At 43.2% G+C, this 14,707-nt stretch carries 18 protein-coding genes; 6 read left to right on the top strand and 12 right to left on the bottom strand.

The annotated features are described in order from the left end of the window. Positions 1 to 3 precede the first annotated feature (3 nt). From CHH58_RS11635 to CHH58_RS11620, 4 genes are all read right to left on the bottom strand, one after another. Positions 4 to 945: a siderophore ABC transporter substrate-binding protein gene (locus CHH58_RS11635; protein WP_095229368.1), complete on the bottom strand. Its 942-nt coding sequence runs from the start codon at positions 943 to 945 to the stop codon at positions 4 to 6. 96 nt (positions 946 to 1,041) lie between these two features. Next, a complete protein-coding gene (locus CHH58_RS11630) occupies positions 1,042 to 1,797 on the bottom strand; it encodes an iron ABC transporter ATP-binding protein (protein ID WP_095232486.1) in 756 nt (251 codons plus the stop codon). Further along, the gene (locus CHH58_RS11625) at positions 1,794 to 2,744 is read right to left on the bottom strand and encodes an iron chelate uptake ABC transporter family permease subunit (protein ID WP_095229364.1); all 951 of its coding nucleotides are present in this window, start codon (positions 2,742 to 2,744) and stop codon (positions 1,794 to 1,796) included. The genes CHH58_RS11630 and CHH58_RS11625 overlap by 4 nt, the downstream gene beginning before the upstream one ends. Next, positions 2,737 to 3,687, bottom strand: a complete 951-nt coding sequence (locus tag CHH58_RS11620; protein ID WP_095229362.1) for an ABC transporter permease — start codon at positions 3,685 to 3,687, stop codon at positions 2,737 to 2,739. The genes CHH58_RS11625 and CHH58_RS11620 overlap by 8 nt, the downstream gene beginning before the upstream one ends. A 155-nt stretch (positions 3,688 to 3,842) precedes the next feature. On the opposite strand from CHH58_RS11620, the gene CHH58_RS11615 reads away from it, so the two are divergent. Both CHH58_RS11615 and tlp read left to right on the top strand, forming a co-directional pair. Beyond that, positions 3,843 to 4,568, top strand: a complete 726-nt coding sequence (locus CHH58_RS11615) for a YqcI/YcgG family protein (RefSeq protein ID WP_095229360.1) — start codon at positions 3,843 to 3,845, stop codon at positions 4,566 to 4,568. A gap of 64 nt (positions 4,569 to 4,632) precedes the next feature. Next, positions 4,633 to 4,866: a small acid-soluble spore protein Tlp gene (tlp, locus tag CHH58_RS11610; protein ID WP_095229359.1), complete on the top strand. Its 234-nt coding sequence runs from the start codon at positions 4,633 to 4,635 to the stop codon at positions 4,864 to 4,866. Positions 4,867 to 4,896: 30 nt separating this feature from the next. Here tlp and CHH58_RS11605 read toward each other — a convergent pair whose 3' ends face one another. The 6 genes from CHH58_RS11605 to CHH58_RS11585 form a co-directional block, all read right to left on the bottom strand. After that, positions 4,897 to 5,499, bottom strand: a complete 603-nt coding sequence (locus tag CHH58_RS11605) for a spore coat protein (protein ID WP_095229538.1) — start codon at positions 5,497 to 5,499, stop codon at positions 4,897 to 4,899. A gap of 79 nt (positions 5,500 to 5,578) precedes the next feature. Beyond that, positions 5,579 to 5,746, bottom strand: coding sequence for a YfhD family protein (locus CHH58_RS11600; RefSeq protein ID WP_249275110.1), 168 nt, complete (start codon positions 5,744 to 5,746; stop codon positions 5,579 to 5,581). Positions 5,747 to 5,759: 13 nt separating this feature from the next. Beyond that, positions 5,760 to 5,981 (bottom strand): alpha/beta-type small acid-soluble spore protein, encoded by a 222-nt coding sequence (locus CHH58_RS11595; protein WP_095232482.1) that lies wholly within the window; start codon positions 5,979 to 5,981, stop codon positions 5,760 to 5,762. Beyond that, positions 5,978 to 6,148 carry a hypothetical protein gene (locus CHH58_RS18430; protein ID WP_170937605.1) on the bottom strand — a complete coding sequence of 57 codons (171 nt, stop codon included), beginning with the start codon at positions 6,146 to 6,148 and terminating at the stop codon, positions 5,978 to 5,980. Before CHH58_RS18430 ends, CHH58_RS11595 begins: the two co-directional genes overlap by 4 nt. Positions 6,149 to 6,245: 97 nt before the next feature. After that, a complete protein-coding gene (locus CHH58_RS11590) occupies positions 6,246 to 7,094 on the bottom strand; it encodes an undecaprenyl-diphosphate phosphatase (protein WP_095229356.1) in 849 nt (282 codons plus the stop codon). Between the two features lie 12 nt (positions 7,095 to 7,106). Next, positions 7,107 to 7,727, bottom strand: coding sequence for a DedA family protein (locus tag CHH58_RS11585; RefSeq protein ID WP_095229355.1), 621 nt, complete (start codon positions 7,725 to 7,727; stop codon positions 7,107 to 7,109). A 235-nt stretch (positions 7,728 to 7,962) separates the two neighbouring features. Between CHH58_RS11585 and CHH58_RS11580 the strand changes: the two genes are divergently transcribed. The 4 genes from CHH58_RS11580 (at position 7,963) to katA (ending at position 12,873) form a co-directional block, all read left to right on the top strand. Continuing rightward, the gene (locus CHH58_RS11580) at positions 7,963 to 9,087 is read left to right on the top strand and encodes a conserved virulence factor C family protein (protein WP_095232481.1); all 1,125 of its coding nucleotides are present in this window, start codon (positions 7,963 to 7,965) and stop codon (positions 9,085 to 9,087) included. Between the two features lie 4 nt (positions 9,088 to 9,091). Then, a complete protein-coding gene (locus CHH58_RS11575; protein ID WP_095229351.1) occupies positions 9,092 to 9,520 on the top strand; it encodes a BrxA/BrxB family bacilliredoxin in 429 nt (142 codons plus the stop codon). A gap of 170 nt (positions 9,521 to 9,690) precedes the next feature. Next, entirely contained in the window at positions 9,691 to 11,094 is a 1,404-nt protein-coding gene (locus tag CHH58_RS11570; RefSeq protein ID WP_095262546.1) for a sensor domain-containing diguanylate cyclase, read from the top strand. Between the two features lie 327 nt (positions 11,095 to 11,421). Further along, positions 11,422 to 12,873 carry a catalase KatA gene (gene katA / locus CHH58_RS11565; RefSeq protein ID WP_095229348.1) on the top strand — a complete coding sequence of 484 codons (1,452 nt, stop codon included), beginning with the start codon at positions 11,422 to 11,424 and terminating at the stop codon, positions 12,871 to 12,873. A gap of 123 nt (positions 12,874 to 12,996) precedes the next feature. Here katA and murB read toward each other — a convergent pair whose 3' ends face one another. Both murB and CHH58_RS11555 read right to left on the bottom strand, forming a co-directional pair. Further along, positions 12,997 to 13,917 carry a UDP-N-acetylmuramate dehydrogenase gene (gene murB / locus CHH58_RS11560; RefSeq protein WP_095232527.1) on the bottom strand — a complete coding sequence of 307 codons (921 nt, stop codon included), beginning with the start codon at positions 13,915 to 13,917 and terminating at the stop codon, positions 12,997 to 12,999. Between the two features lie 151 nt (positions 13,918 to 14,068). After that, positions 14,069 to 14,692, bottom strand: a complete 624-nt coding sequence (locus tag CHH58_RS11555; protein WP_095262545.1) for a nuclear transport factor 2 family protein — start codon at positions 14,690 to 14,692, stop codon at positions 14,069 to 14,071. Between the last annotated feature and the right edge of the window lie 15 nt (positions 14,693 to 14,707).

Genomic DNA, 14,707 nt, shown 5'->3' with positions numbered 1-14,707 from the left:
TTCTTATTTCAATGCATCGGAGACTTCTTTCACTTTCTCCAATTCAGACTCCAGTCCGCCACCGGATAGGTACCAGTAATCCGGACTTAAGTAGGTGATGTGGTTTTCCTTAGCAGCATTCGTACCATTTACTAATTCGTTGTCCAATACTTTCTCAGCTGAAGATGTACCGCCACCTACAACTGCTCCACGATCGACTACAAACAGGTAATCTGGGTTCTTTTCAGAAATATATTCAAAACCAATGCTCTGACCGTGCGTAGAGGATTCGATTGTTTCATCAACAGCTGGCACACCATACACATCATGGATGACACCAAAACGGGAAGCTTTGCCGTACGCACTCACACTGCCGTCATTAACAAGTGTGATCAATGCTTCTCCATCCATGCTCTCTGCTTTTGTCTTCAGATTAGCAATAGCATCATCAATTTCACCTAGCGCTGTTTCCGCTTCTTTTTCTTTACCTACGATTTGTGCAATCGTTTCTGTGTTCTTCTTGAATGAGTTCATATAATCTGTCGTATCAACACCGATGTAAATAGTCGGTGCAAGTTCACTAAGCTGTTCATAATAGTCGCTTTGACGGCCAGAGATGAAAATGACATCCGGCTGCATTTCAGCGATCTTCTCTAAATCCGGCTCTTTCAGACCGCCGACATTCTCATAATCAGCACTGCTGTATTTAGAAAGATATGCAGGAAGATTCTCTTGTGCAACACCAGCTACATCGACACCGAGTTTATCCAATGTGTCTAATGCGCCCATATCAAACGTAACGATCTTCTCTGGATTTTTTGCCACTTCTGTTTTACCAAGCTCATGCTCGATTGTAAGCTTCTCTTCCTCTTTATCTGCACCACTTGCGCTATCGGAGTTGCTTCCGCATGCTGCAAGCAGAAGTACGAATAGTAGACCTGTCATCAGTAATGTTAATTTCTTCATTTTATCTTATCTCCTTTTTCTGTTTGATGTATGACATGCTGGCCAAGAAAGGCAATTAGCTTCATAACGGCATCACCCCTTTAACCTGTACGAGTTTTAGAAATAGACACATATACGATTACAGCTGATATTATGAACGTCGATATCCAAATCATAGATGGATTTTAGGACATCAGATTGAATGATATCTTCGGTAGGACCTTCTGCTACAATCTTGCCATCCTTCATTGCCACGATCCGGTCCGAATAAACAGAAGCGAAATTGATATCATGGATAACAAGCAAAATCGTCTTGCCAAAATCCTCTACCAGCTTCCGAAGCAGCTTCATCATTTGAACGGCGTGTTTCATATCCAGATTATTCAGCGGTTCATCAAGCAGGATATAATCTGTATCCTGTGCCAGCACCATAGCGATGAATGCCCGCTGCTTCTGACCGCCGCTCAGTTCGTTCAAATATTTATCTTCCATTTCCACCAGATTCACGTACGAAATAGCTTCACTGACCTTTTGTTCATCTTCCGCAGTGAGACGCCCGTTCGAATAAGGAAAACGGCCAAAGCTCACCAACTCACGAACTGTCAGTCTCATCTGGACGACATTGGACTGACGCAAGATAGCAATCGTCTTCGCCAAATCTTTACTCTTTTGTTTATGTACGTCTTTCCCATCAAGGTAGACAATACCATCATCCTGTTTTAACAAGCGGCTCACCATAGAAAGCAAGGTACTCTTCCCTGCACCGTTTGGGCCGATGAAACTAGTGATCGCACCGCGTTTCACCTCTATGGACACATCCTGAATGACTTTCTTGGATCCGAAATACTTTGAAAGCTTTTCTGCAACGATCATATCTTCTTACTCTCCCTTACTAATAAATAAATGAAGTAAACACCACCGACAAAATTGATGATGACACTGATTGGCGTTGAGAAGGAGAAGATCCTTTCGACAACCAATTGTCCGCCGAGCAATGCGATCACGCTGAGCAGACTTGCTGCAATAAGCAGGTACGTATGCCGGAAAGTTTGGAGAAATTCCCGCGCCAGATTAGCAGTCAGCAATCCGAGGAAAGTGATAGGTCCGACTAATGCAGTCGACACGGCAACGAGTACTGCAATCACTAAGAACATTCGTTTAACGATCTTTTCATATGGTACTCCAAGATTCACTGCATGATCGCGACCGATGGACATGACATCAAAATAGTGACGATAACGGAATATGTAAATACAAAGCACAATGATGATGACTGCTGAAATAAGCAGTAGATCCGTGTTAACATCCGTGAAGCTTGCGAACATACTGTCCTGAATCAAGAGAAACTCATTCGGATCGATTATCATCTGCATGAAAGAGGACAAGCTGCTGAAAAATGTACCCAGAACCAAGCCGACGAGAAGCAGCAGAAACAGATTACTTTGCCCTCTGCGGAACAGCAGCTGATAAAGTCCGAAAGCGAAACCGACCATCAGCAGGATAGTAAGGAAGAAATACGCATCACTTTGCATGATTACAAATGTTCCCGAACCGAATAGGAAGACAACAATGGTTTGAATGAACATATAGACACTATCCAGGCCCATGATGCTCGGAGTCAGAATTCTATTATGCGTAATGGTCTGGAACACGACTGTCGAAACTCCAATCGATACAGCGCATAAGATCATGGCTAGGATTTTTTCCAGCCGTGTGCGCAGCAGATACTCCATCGCTTGGAAGTTCATATGAATGAAAAGGTAAAGACTGGCTAAAGACAAGGCGACAACGAGTAGTAATATAATCTTCCGTTTAAGCATAGGCGTTTCTCCTTAACAGCATAAAAAGGAAGATACCTGTGCCGATGACGCCCACCATCAAACCGACAGAAATTTCATAAGGATAGATGATCAAGCGTCCTGCTATATCACATACGAGCAGGAATGCTGCACCAAGCACACCTGTATGCCAGATACTGTTCTTTAAATTGTCGCCGCGGTACATGCTGACGATATTTGGCACGATCAAACCGAGAAACGGAATGACGCCGACCGTCAGAATAACAACTGCAGTAATGATTGCGACAACAATCAACCCTACATTCACGACATATTTATAAGGAAGACCAAGATTCGTTGCGAAGTCTTCTCCCATGCCAGCGACTGTGAACATATTAGCAAACAGAAAAGCGATGATTAGCAGCGGTACACTTATGTAAAGAAGTTCATAGCGCCCTTCCATGATCAAAGAGAAGTCTCCTTGAAGCCATGAGGACATATTTTGTACTAGGTCGAACTTGAGTGCAAAATATGTTGCAATCGAACTGACTACATTTCCCAGCATTATTCCGACCAGAGGTATAAAGATTGTATCCTTCTGCTTCAGTCTCTGCAGAATGCCCATGAAGAGCAAAGTGCCGAATAAAGCAAAAGCAGCCGCGATGCACATCTTTAAGATTGGACTGGCATCTGTGAAGAACAGCAAGGAAACAAGAATCCCCAATCTTGCCCAATCCATTGTCCCCGCAGTTGTCGGGGATACAAATTTATTTTGGGTAAGCTGCTGCATGATAAGTCCGCATATACTGAGACTTATGCCAGCCATGATAATGCTGAGCATCCGCGGCAGCCGGCTAATCATAACGATATTCCATGCTTCCTCATCCATCTTCCACAGTGCAGAAAATGACACGTTTTCTACCCCGACAAAAAGGGAACAAACAGCTAATAGAACGGTAATAACAATCAAGTAAATCAACTTCATAAGCGTCAAACCTCTTCAGCAGCATCAATGATACTGATATTCATTATCAATTAGATTCTAGTTTTAGTATAGTAAATGGAAAAAGGCTCGTCAATAGGAGTTTTGAACTGACAAAAGAATTATAACAATTACTAACTTACATAAGGAGTGTATACATGCTGCCGCTTTTAAAGAAAGAAGACATCAGCACTGCAAATCAACAGCTTCCTGACTGGGCACTTAAGGCTTACCAGCCTTTTGCTGAAACAGTCGGTAAAAGAGACTTTCCCTGCTACTTCGGAATTGCTGCACAGAAGAAAGGTGATTTGCGTTATGGCTTTGTCCCTCACGACAACTGGGATGGTGCACTTCAGATTATCAATGATTTCACAAAACTGATGCATACACAGGAAAAAGCTGTACGTCGAGGTTTATTTCTTTTCTTTGAGCCGGAAGATACCGAACAAGATTTGGAATACTACAGAGATTACTTCTGGCGTTTCCTTCAGCGGCTGCATGAAGTGGACGACATTCCATGGCCAGCAGAACGCCCACGGGATCCAGATCATTTCCTCTTTGATTATCATATCGGCGGGGAGGCTTACTTCCTATTCGGTAATGCGCCAGCATATAAGCAGCGAATTACACGGGACTTAGGTCCTTCCCTTGTCATTGGTCTACAACCACGCAGTATCTTCGACGGGCTGGAAGGAGACAAGCCCGCTGGGACAAAATCACGAGGTTCCGTCCGGGACCGGGTAGAAAAATGGGATCAGCTGCCGAAACATCCGGATATCGGCCACTTCGGTGATCACAGCCACAATGAATGGAAGCAATATTTCATCGGAGATGATGCGAAGCCAATACAAGGAGGATGTCCTTTCCATCACAAAGAGTTATAGCATACATAACTTCTCTTTTCAGGCAGATACTACATCATATCTGTTCTGAAAAGGAGGTCCATGAATGCCGAACCCAGATAATCGCGCAGATAATGCGGAGCGTATCGAGGATACAATCCAGCATACCCTGCAGAATGTTCATCAAACAGAGGATTTTGTCAAAGCTAACAGTGAGCATTTGACAGATGAAGAAATGTCATTTCTGAAAGAAAAGAACGAGCGACGCGCTGCAAGCGTAGATAGTCTTCGCCATGAGTTAAAAGAAGAAGCAAATTACCAACAGCAGAAAGACAAATGAAAAGGTCCGCCATTATGGCGGACCTTTTCTTTAATGCGTTTGATTCAGCGGTACTGTATCATAGCTCTGCATCATCGCCGCCTGATCAGCAGGCTGAAGTTGCGGCACTTGATAATAGTGGTGTTTGTTTTGATACAGGAAGATTTCATAGCTCATCTCAATCAGGTTTGGTACAGTATCTGCAACAACGCGACGAAGAACCGGGTTCGTGATTTCACATGCACTTAGCGCACACATGGAAGCCATGCCTTTCACTTGTGCCAGCATATAAGCAGAAAGACCTTGCTCATTTACTTCACTAACAGAAGTGTTTGGCTTTTTTGGCTGGGACGGTGTAATACCATAAACAACATCATTATCCTGCTGCATATTGTACTGCTTTGTTGGCTGGGTTGGATCCTGACCTGTTTTAAACGCCTCCACCATTGTGTTGTACGTCTGCTTCAGAAAATCACACTGATTATGCGCAATTGTTTTCAGCTCCTGATCCTGCATATGCTGCTCAAAGATCTGATATTGGTCCATCACACTAATCATACCAGCGAGAATTTCATGTGTATCAAAAATTTCATGACCACCATGGTTCTGCTTGCCATGCAAAGTTGTCGGCTGGTTCATCTGTGCAGTCTGCATCTGGTTTTCCAATGTGATAACCCCCTATGAAATGTCGTGCCTTATTAGTATGCTATCGGGTACACGCACTTATGACCGGTTATTTATGCCTTTTGGCGACACGAGCATCTGCTTCATCGGAACGCGCCTGTGCTTCCAAGTCATCGATATCCGCTTCCTCTTGTGAAAAGGAAATATCTCTTCCATCTCTATCCAAATCGGTATAACGCATATAATAATCTTCCAATGATTTATCCTTGTCGTTCACGGGCTTTTCCTCCTTAACGGTGCTTCAGATTTTCTTCCGCCATCCTTACAAGTTCACGGACCATATTACCGCCAATACTGCCGCCTGTTTTGCCATTCTCTCTGCTCGTTCTATTACCTAAATCACCAGCCTGCTCAGTCTGGTAAGGCTGATTGGCATCCTGAATGATTTTATATTTCAGCTGGTCAAGACCTTCACGAGCCTCTGGTACGAGTATTCGATTACGTCTTGTCATCGATAATGTCCAAGCGTGTTTGCATCACCTGTCTCGCCTTCATAATCGGCGCGCACATGCTTCTTGTTTGAATCCTGTTCATCCCGGTTGGCAGTAAGCCCTTCCTCCATGCCTGGCTGATACGTATCGTCAATCCAGATTCCGCCGTCAACTCGATGCTTTTTCATTATGCTTCTCCTCCTTTCCGCATTAGTTTCTGTCTTTGGCGCCATAATATGAAAGGCACTTCTAGCCAAAAAAAAAGACCCCTGTACAAGACAGGGATCAGTTAATGATCAAGAAGATTACGATCACAATCGCCAGAGCAATTCGGTAAAAGGCGAAAGGTACGAGTTTATATTTGGAAATGATTTTCAAGAACATCCGGATAGCAATCAGTGCAAAAATAAATGCGCTGATGAATCCAACAATAAAGAACGGAATCACATCAGGGGTGAAAGCATGCAAGTGATTACGCAACGAGACAAGGCTCGCACCCGCCATGATTGGCACTGCCATGATAAAAGTGAAATCTGATGCTACACGGTGATTCAATCCAAGAATGACTCCACCAGAGATTGTTGCTCCGGAACGGGAGAAACCAGGCCATAAAGAGATACACTGGAATAAACCAATCAGAAAAGCTTTCTTATACGTAAGGCCATCCAATGAATCGATTGTTTCTGTCTTTTTGGATGATACTTTATCTGCAAAGATCATGAATAATGCTCCAACGACCAATGCTACGATAACGTACCATACGGAAAATAGATACTCATCAATCAGATCATCGAACAATAATCCAAGAACCCCCGCCGGCAGCAAACCAACAATAACGATTCCAAGATTGAACTTGTTTTGCTTTCCTGGCATCGATTCTGTTTTTCCCTGCAGCTTACGAATACCAAGAATCTGCATGAACTTGTCCCAGAACACGATGACAGAAGCCAAAATGCTACCAAGTTGAATGACGATGATGAATGTATTCGCTACTTCGTTGTTAAACAATTCGTGGATCTTAAGCCACATATCATCAACGATGATTAAATGACCTGTAGATGAAACCGGGGCAAACTCTGTTAATCCTTCGACCAGCCCCATGATTAAGGCCGAAAAGAACTCAATGATACTCATGCCTCTACTCCTCTAGCTACTTTTTTTCTTTTTATTCCGTCTGATGAACCAAATGACGAACAAGACGATAAGAATCGCCAGTACTACGATGACGACATCCTGGTAGTAACCAAGATATGTTTCCACTGTCGTCCAGGATTCACCGAGCCACATACCAAGCAATACTAATACTGTATTCCAAATGAGTGTTCCTAATGTCGTGAAGATGAGAAACAGTGGAAAATTCATATTGGACATCCCGGCTGGTATGGAAATTAAGCTCCGAATCACAGGTACGAATCGGCAAAGGAAAATTGTCCATACGCCATACTTATCGAACCAAGCATCCGCTTTATGTATGTCTTCTTTCTTAATTCGCAAAATATGTCCCCAGCGTCCCACGATTTTCTCCAGACGTTCTACATCCAAGAGAAGACCGATGCCGTAAAGGATTATAGCCCCGATGACTGCACCGATTGTCGCTGCGATAATAACACCGACTGCAGTGACACTATCAGAAGTGGTTGTCAGGAAGCCGCCGAACAGCAGGATGATTTCTGAAGGGATCGGCGGGAATACGTTTTCGCCTGCCATCAGCAATACGATCGCAAAATAACCGAATTGTTCCATAAACTGCGTTATCCAATTATCCATTTTACAACTCCAAACGTAAATTATTTACCAAATCATTATAGCATCCTGTACCCGAAAAGGTGGATTTTTTTACGCATTATTAACATTCTAACAGACAGCTAATGAGAGGTTAATAGAAACAGAGACTTAGTTTCATATTAGGCTTAAGTCCTAGGCTTGCATTGTCGCGCCTTTCACCTTATCTGTGATATAGTCTATAGGAAGAAAATGATTATTTTATATAAGGGGGAATACGATGAAAATCGTGACAATCGAGCCTACCCCGAGTCCATACTCGATGAAGATCGTGGTGGATGACATGCTGCCGATGGGCAGCAGTTTCGATTACAAACGAGAGACATATTCTTCTGGCGACCCTGACTACGTCCAGGCGTTATTTCAAATTGAAGGCGTGAAAGGTATTTACCGTGTGGCAGACTTCCTTGCACTGGAACGAAGCCCAAAAACAGCTTGGGAGACCATACTGCCTGCTGTACGCGGAGCATTTGGAGAGAAAAGCCAAGGTGCATCGGCAGAAGTCGGCATCCAAGACCCGCATTATGGCCAAGTGGATGTTCAGGTTCAGACGATTTATGGGGTACCGATGCAAATCAAGCTTCTATTTGATGAACAAGAGAAGCGGATTGGACTTCCTGCTTTATTTACGGAAGCAGCAATGGAAGCCGCCGGTGACGACAATATTGTATTTGCCCGCAAATGGGAAGAACAGTATCCCCGTTATGGTGATCCGGATCAGGTAGGACAGGATATTTATGAAGAATTGCTCGCAAGCTATAGCTCAGAACGGCTGCGGGAACTTGTAGCACGTGCCAGGAATCCCCAAGCCCCGACCGCGAAGCGACAGCAGCCGACAATGGATGTGTGGAATGAAGATGATTGGCGCGTTCGCTATCGCGCATTGGATGCGCTGGAGCCTGGCATAGAGCATATTCCTTTCTTGGATAAAGCTCTGCAGGACCCGAAAGCCTCCATTCGCCGGCTAGCAACTGCTTATCTAGGCATGATAGAAGATCAAGCGGTCCTACCGCTGCTATACCTCGCCTTACGGGATAAGGTCGTAACAGTTAGACGGACCGCTGGTGACTGTCTATCGGACCTCGGCTTCAAAGAAGCAACACCAGCAATGGAAGCGACACTTGCCGACCCAAGTCGGATTGTAAGATGGCGGGCTGCGATGTTTTTATATGAAATTGGAGATAGCGAAAGCTTGCCGATGCTTGAAAAAGCAGCAAGACAGGAAAATGAATTCGAAGTTAAGCTGCAGCTTAACATGGCAATTGAACGAATTGCTGGGGGCGAAGCAGCAAAAGGATCCGTCTGGAAACAAATGACGGAAGCAACAAAACAAAAGGAGGAATAACAAAATGAATGCATACGAAGAATATATGCGCGGCATCGTCCAGCCTATGCGGGATGAGCTGACACAGGCAGGGTTCCAGGAGCTAACTGATGCTGAAAAGGTTAAAAACTATGTGGAACAGGCAAAAGGCAGCACACTGGTAGTTGTCAATTCTGTATGCGGCTGTGCAGCAGGTCTTGCACGCCCAGCAGTCAGAGAATCCTTACAGAATGCTAAAAAACCAGAAAATCTTGTAACTGTTTTTGCCGGCCAGGATAAAGAAGCTACAGAAAAGATGCGGGAATATTTCACAGATCAGCCGCCATCCTCCCCTTCTGTTGCTTTGATGCAGGACGGAAAATTAGTCCATTTCATCCCTCGCGAACAGATTGAAGGCTACGATGTAGAAGAAATCGTGGAAAATCTTACAACTGCATATAATAACCATCTGTAAAGAGCTGCTATTGCAGCTCTTTTTTGTTCGTCATTCAGTTAATCCTTCTTTGTTCCATTCCCTTCTCTTACAATTTGCTGCAATCTTTACAATGTGTTAAGAATCAAAGAAAATGAAGCTTTCTGTCTGGTTATATAGTACACTATCTAAAAAAAGTGAAGGAAAAATTCATGAAGCAGATAAACGATTTCGATACACACCATCAGTCACTCCTGTCACAGAGGATTAAGCTGAGTTCCATTACACTGCTTGCTTGTTATCCACTATTCCTAATTGCGGATATATCCCTATATAGATCTTTAGATAACCCAGATTATGTACTTCCACTTGCCCTTGTCCATCTGACTGGCATGCTGATGTCTGCTTGTTATCTTCTCTTTTTTAAATCAGTGCATTCCAGATTTCTCAGTGTCTGTTACATAGGGCTGTATATCGCCCAAGGTGCGTTCTCTTCTTTTAACAGCTTTCAGCAGGAAGGAAATATGTATGCGTATCTCATCATCCTGCTTGCTTGTGCTTCACTTTTACCGATTCGGCCGATTATTTACGCCATTTTGGCAGGTATAGCGCATATCATGATGCTGGGCGGTCTATTCTACTTTAATCCCGGTGCTGTTTCGCTTATCATGCTTATTAATTTCACAGGTGGATTGGTAGTAAGCGTAGTAATCAATCTCAGTTTCTATCACTACTTGAGAAAAGACTACAGCAGCCAAATCCAGCTAGAGGAAGAAAAACGCAATTTCAAAAGCCTATTTTTTGCCAATCCACAGCCAGTTGTACTTATTGATTTAGATACTGAAAATATTACTCTGTACAATAAACAAGCTGGACATTTTTTTGGAATCAACACACACACAGTCAGCAGTTTTTCCCTCACCTCCTTCTTTCCTGAAAAAAAAGAGCTGGTATCATTGTTAGGACAGCTAAAAAACGAAGTAAAGATTGAGAATTATATTACTCATAATCTGGTACATCATGCAAACTGGATGATGCTGAATTTTGAGCTGCTCAGTTATAATAAAAAAGATGCACTTTTAATCAGTGTAACGGACGTTACACGCTTTAAACGGATCGAAAAAGAACTCCAGGAGCACGCCAGCCGGGATGTGCTAACAGGGGTTTTTAACCGTCGTGCCGGTATACAATATATCGAGAATCTTCTCCAGCAGGGCAAGCACCCCTTCTGCCTCTGTTTCGTAGACGTGAACAATTTAAAACGAGTCAACGACGAGCACGGGCATAATGAAGGCGACCAGCTTATTCAGCTCATCGCCTCTACAATAACCTTAACCTTGACAGAAGATGAATATCTTTTCCGACATGGTGGTGATGAATTCATTATCTTGCTTCCACAGAAAGTTCACAGCCAAGCAGAAGAATTCCTCGATAAACTGCAGGAGAATCTAACCCGTTTGAATGACTCAAAAATAAAAGCATATCCGATCGCAGCAAGCTTCGGCATCCATGACTATGCACCGGGATCGACTCTGACAGTTACAGAATTGATAGAAATTGCAGATCAGGAAATGTACAAATCAAAACAACGGCAACAAGAAGCTCAATTCCAATAATTGGGCTTCTTCGCATATTGAAAACCCTTTCATAATTTGATAGACTTAATTTATCGAAGGAGGAGGGGTGCCAATGTGGAAAACAAACTTGTTAATCAGCGGTAGCATAGTAGGGTGTGCTTTAGTCACATGGGTAGCTTCTTTATAATTTTTTGTAAACGGTATCATTTTAACGAAAGGGTAAACTGGCTTTCTGGCTGGTTTATCCTTTTTTATTTATCCTTATAATAACTTTGTAATTATTATAAATAAGTATTGATTTTTAATAAAAAGATGTTACTATGTTTATAGATTTACTAACACAATACTTTTTCTGAGGTGATTTTCTTGGCAGATAAAAAACTAACTACTAGCTGGGGTGCTCCAGTTGGAGATAACCAGAATTCACAAACTGCTGGCTCACGTGGACCCACACTGATCCAGGATGTGCATCTTCTTGAAAAACTAGCACACTTTAACCGTGAACGCGTTCCTGAACGTGTTGTACACGCAAAAGGTGCCGGTGCACATGGTTACTTCGAAGTCACCAATGATGTTTCCAAATATACAAAAGCAGACTTCCTTTCTGAGGTTGGTAAGAAAACAGATATGTTCATCCGTTTCTCTACTGTAGCTGGTGAGCTTGGTTCTGCTGACACAGTACGTGACCCTCGCGGTTTCGCTGTTAAATTCTATACAGAAGAAGGAAACTATGATCTAGTCGGTAATAATACACCTGTATTCTTCATCCGTGATGCAATCAAGTTCCCTGACTTCATCCATACACAAAAAAGACATCCGCAAACACATTTGAAAAACCCTGATGCGGTATGGGATTTCTGGTCTCTATCCCCTGAAAGTTTGCACCAGGTTTCTATCCTTATGTCTGACCGCGGTATTCCTGCAACATTGCGGAATATGCACGGTTTCGGTTCCCATACATTCAAATGGGTAAACGAACAAGGCGAAGGCGTTTGGGTGAAATATCACTTCAAGACACAGCAAGGTGTTAAAAACATGGATCCTGCTGTTGCTGCAAAAATTGCTGGTGAGCATCCGGATTACCATACAGAAGATCTATTCAATGCAATCGAAAACGGCGATTTCCCTGAATGGAAGCTTTATGTTCAAATCATGCCAATGGAAGATGCGAATACATACCGCTTCGATCCATTTGATGTAACAAAAGTATGGTCTCAAAAAGATTACCCGCTAATCGAAGTTGGCCGCATGGTATTGAACCGTAACCCTGAGAACTACTTCGCGGAAGTAGAACAAGCTACGTTCTCTCCTGGAACACTTGTACCAGGTATCGATGTATCTCCTGATAAGATGCTTCAAGGTCGTCTTTTTGCTTACCATGATGCACACCGTTATCGCGTAGGTGCTAACCACCAAGCACTTCCGATCAACCGTGCACGCAATGAAGTGAACAACTACCAGCGTGATGGTCAAATGCGTTTCGACAACAATGGCGGAAGCGGCGTTTACTATGAGCCTAATAGCTTCAATGGTCCGAAAGAAGACCCTGCAAGCAAAATTGCGCCATTCGAAGTATCTGGACAAGCTGACAGCGTCGGTTACGATGAAAACGACCACTACACACAGCCTGGTGATCTTTACCGTCTTATGACTGACGATGAAAAATCTCGTCTTGTACAGAATTTCGTTGATGCAATGAAGCCTGTTACAAGAAAAGACATTCTTGAACGCGAAGTAGCTCATATCTACAAAGCAGATAAAGAATGGGGCCAACGCGTCGCTGACGGTCTAGGCATTGCACTTCCACAAGAAGTTTAATACTAATAGGTAAAACGAAGGATAGATGAACTGTTATGTTCATCTATCCTTTTTTTGCATGCTTATCTAGCTGATCTTTCGTAAAATAAAAGAGTACACCACTCTAAAGTGATGTACTCTACCTCATTTATCTGGAGAATCTCCTATTATCCGTACTTCCCGGTGAAGACTCACATCGAATTTCTCTTTGACTGTCTTCTGTACGTGTTTGATCAGATTAATGTAATCCGATGCTGTACCATTGTCTACGTTTACCATAAAGCCCGCGTGTTTACCCGAAACCTCTACCCCGCCGATTCGCGTAAGCTGCAGTCCCGCATCCATAATCAGCTTACCAGCAAAGTGACCCGGAGGACGTTGGAAGACACTGCCGCATGATGGGTACTCAAGCGGCTGCTTTGATTCACGAAGGTATGTTAGTTCATCCATTTTCGCTTTAATTGCCGTCTGGTCACCATTTTCCAATACAAATGTTGCTTCTACAGCGATGTAATTATTCTTCTGCAGAATGCTGGTACGGTAACTAAGCTCTAACTCTTCACTTGTCATCACTTTGCGCTCACCAGCATCAGTTATGACAACTACTTGCTCCAAAACATCCTTCACTTCTCCACCATACGCGCCAGCATTCATATACAATGCCCCTCCGATGGAACCAGGAATGCCGCAGGCGAACTCTAATCCAGTCAAACTAGCCTCCAGTGCAATTCTAGACACATCGATAATAGCTGCACCTGACTGAGCTGTAATTTTATTGCCATCTACTTTAACTTCATCGAGTTTCGTCAGAATCATGACCACTCCGCGTAGTCCGCCATCCTGAATGATGACATTCGAGGCATTACCGAGTATTGTCAGTGGTACCCCATTTTCTTTTGTATAGGCAACAACCTGTTCAATTTCTGTGTAACTTCTTGGAAAAACGAGTACATCCGCTTTTCCGCCCACTTTTGTATACGTATAATCTGCAAGCGGTGCTTCTACAAGTACATCCGCATCCTCTAAGAATTGCTTTATGTCTCTCTCCAATGCCTTTACATTCATCATATAATCCCTCATTATTGTATTAGCCGCTGCAAATGAGCGTGCCCCAACCTGTATTGTATACCACATTTCACATACGTGACAATGCTCTTATTTTCCCGTTAGGTCAGACATCTGTAGTTTATGCAAAAAATAGACAAATGCGCATTAATTACAGCATAGAACAATGTCCAGCGATCACTTGATATTGTTCACCTATTAGCTGCCACACACGCGTATAAATAAAGTCACCATTGATTTTTTCGTCCCCTGCTTGTCCTTCCAGGTGGATACGGGAGATCGTCACTGCTCCATCCTTTGTCGGTTTGATTTGCTGATCTGTACTTGATACTTTCGTGTAACGCACAGCTAGTGTCCGATGCGCTTCCAAATCCATTTCCTTTGTCACATAACTGCCCTCATGATTGATGAAAACAAAATCATCATGCATAAGCATATCCATTGCAAAAATATCACGTGTTTGCATTGCTTCTAAAAGCACCTGCTCCACAAGTTCGACTTGATTCGGACTCACATCTGCATTTGCCTGTTCCTCTGGATCAGAATACTCGCTTTCTTCTGCCTGCTCAACCTGATTTGGATTTTCAAATTCATCTACCTGTTCAATGGATTCGATCTTAACTATGTGAGCTGTTGCTATATGTATACCCCCGATCACGACGAAAGCCTTGTTCATCATACCTTGATTGTTAGTTATATGCTCCAAAATCTGCTGTTCCGGTGCCTTCGTATGTATTTCTTCCCCTGTAGAGAGCGTTATGATTGTCTGATGCATTGCTAGTCACTCCAT

Source organism: Terribacillus saccharophilus, assembly GCF_002272745.1.
Taxonomy (GTDB): domain Bacteria; phylum Bacillota; class Bacilli; order Bacillales; family Amphibacillaceae; genus Terribacillus; species Terribacillus saccharophilus_B.
This window is presented reverse-complemented; position numbering and strand designations above follow the sequence as displayed.

Excerpts from the sequence above, each read along its gene's own strand:
- CHH58_RS11635 (WP_095229368.1), bottom strand. The coding sequence starts at position 945 with ATGAAGAAATTAACATTACTGATGACAGGTCTACTATTCGTACTTCTG.
- CHH58_RS11630 (WP_095232486.1), bottom strand. The coding sequence starts at position 1,797 with ATGATCGTTGCAGAAAAGCTTTCAAAGTATTTCGGATCCAAGAAAGTC.
- CHH58_RS11625 (WP_095229364.1), bottom strand. The coding sequence starts at position 2,744 with ATGCTTAAACGGAAGATTATATTACTACTCGTTGTCGCCTTGTCTTTA.
- CHH58_RS11620 (WP_095229362.1), bottom strand. The coding sequence starts at position 3,687 with ATGAAGTTGATTTACTTGATTGTTATTACCGTTCTATTAGCTGTTTGT.
- CHH58_RS11615 (WP_095229360.1), top strand. The coding sequence starts at position 3,843 with ATGCTGCCGCTTTTAAAGAAAGAAGACATCAGCACTGCAAATCAACAG.
- tlp (WP_095229359.1), top strand. The coding sequence starts at position 4,633 with ATGCCGAACCCAGATAATCGCGCAGATAATGCGGAGCGTATCGAGGAT.
- CHH58_RS11605 (WP_095229538.1), bottom strand. The coding sequence starts at position 5,499 with ATGCAGACTGCACAGATGAACCAGCCGACAACTTTGCATGGCAAGCAG.
- CHH58_RS11595 (WP_095232482.1), bottom strand. The coding sequence starts at position 5,981 with ATGACAAGACGTAATCGAATACTCGTACCAGAGGCTCGTGAAGGTCTT.
- CHH58_RS18430 (WP_170937605.1), bottom strand. The coding sequence starts at position 6,148 with ATGAAAAAGCATCGAGTTGACGGCGGAATCTGGATTGACGATACGTAT.
- CHH58_RS11590 (WP_095229356.1), bottom strand. The coding sequence starts at position 7,094 with ATGAGTATCATTGAGTTCTTTTCGGCCTTAATCATGGGGCTGGTCGAA.
- CHH58_RS11585 (WP_095229355.1), bottom strand. The coding sequence starts at position 7,727 with ATGGATAATTGGATAACGCAGTTTATGGAACAATTCGGTTATTTTGCG.
- CHH58_RS11580 (WP_095232481.1), top strand. The coding sequence starts at position 7,963 with ATGAAAATCGTGACAATCGAGCCTACCCCGAGTCCATACTCGATGAAG.
- CHH58_RS11575 (WP_095229351.1), top strand. The coding sequence starts at position 9,092 with ATGAATGCATACGAAGAATATATGCGCGGCATCGTCCAGCCTATGCGG.
- CHH58_RS11570 (WP_095262546.1), top strand. The coding sequence starts at position 9,691 with ATGAAGCAGATAAACGATTTCGATACACACCATCAGTCACTCCTGTCA.
- murB (WP_095232527.1), bottom strand. The coding sequence starts at position 13,917 with ATGAATGTAAAGGCATTGGAGAGAGACATAAAGCAATTCTTAGAGGAT.
- CHH58_RS11555 (WP_095262545.1), bottom strand. The coding sequence starts at position 14,692 with ATGCATCAGACAATCATAACGCTCTCTACAGGGGAAGAAATACATACG.